General features: G+C 28.4%; 1 protein-coding gene. It reads left to right on the top strand.

From position 1 onward, the window contains the following. Positions 1-39 precede the first annotated feature (39 nt). Positions 40-864, top strand: a complete 825-nt coding sequence (locus NLF99_RS19630; protein WP_004295324.1) for a class D beta-lactamase OXA-347 — start codon at positions 40-42, stop codon at positions 862-864. Positions 865-1005 lie beyond the last annotated feature (141 nt).

A 1005-nucleotide genomic window follows, 5' to 3' on the forward strand; every position in this document is an offset into this window, starting at 1 on the left:
CGTTAGTGGCAACAAAAACAAACGATAATTAGACAATAAATGAAAAATATTTTATTTGTAGTTTTTATTTCAATGATATTTTTATTTGTTTGCTGTAACACAACAACGAATAAAAACATAATTGAAACAGAAATTTCTGATTTTGACAAAATTTTAGATAGTTTTCAAGTAAATGGTTCAATTCTAATTTATGATAACGACAAGAATACTTTTTACTCAAATGACTTTGATTGGGCTAAAAACGGAAAATTACCTGCATCAACATTCAAAATTCCAAATTCTATAATTGCTGTTGAATTAGGCATTATTGAAAATGATACAACTATTTTAAAATGGAATGGCGAGCAGAGAAAAATGGATATTTGGGAAAAAGATTTATCATTTAAAGATGCTTTTAGAATTTCCTGTGTTCCTTGCTATCAGGAAATTGCAAGGAAAATCGGAACAATTAAAATGAAAGAATATTTAGAAAAATTTGAGTATAAAAATATGATTTTTGACAGTTTAACGATTGACAATTTTTGGCTTGAAGGAAATTCAAAAATATCTCAAAAACAACAAATCGACTTTTTAAGGAAATTCTATTTTTCAAAATTTCCAATTTCTGATAGGACAATAAAGATTGTCAAAAATATTATGGAAATTGAGCGAACTGAAAATTACATTTTAAGCGGTAAGACTGGATTAAGTTCGATAGAAGAAAAATATAATGGTTGGTTTGTTGGTTATGTTGAAACAAAATCTAATGTTTATTTTTTTGCAACAAATGTAATTCCGACAGACGGATTGAATGTTGATGATTTTATTTCATCGAGAATTAATGTAACAAAAAATGCGTTAAAGCAAATGAATATAATGAAATGATAAATGCCACTAACATATGGTAGCCGATAATTGCCGGCTTTCGTGCCAACTTGATACTTTGGTGCTTTTAACGAACCGAAGTGCTAAATTGATACGAAAGTGCTGTAAATCCGGCAACTACGGCTACCATTTTTCGTTATG

The sequence above is a fragment of the Sphingobacterium sp. LZ11T8 genome (assembly GCF_024261425.1).
Classification (GTDB): domain Bacteria; phylum Bacteroidota; class Bacteroidia; order Sphingobacteriales; family Sphingobacteriaceae; genus Sphingobacterium.

What these genes read in the sequence shown, in the direction of transcription:
- NLF99_RS19630 (WP_004295324.1), top strand. Translation starts at nt 40, where the DNA reads ATGAAAAATATTTTATTTGTAGTTTTTATTTCAATGATATTTTTATTT.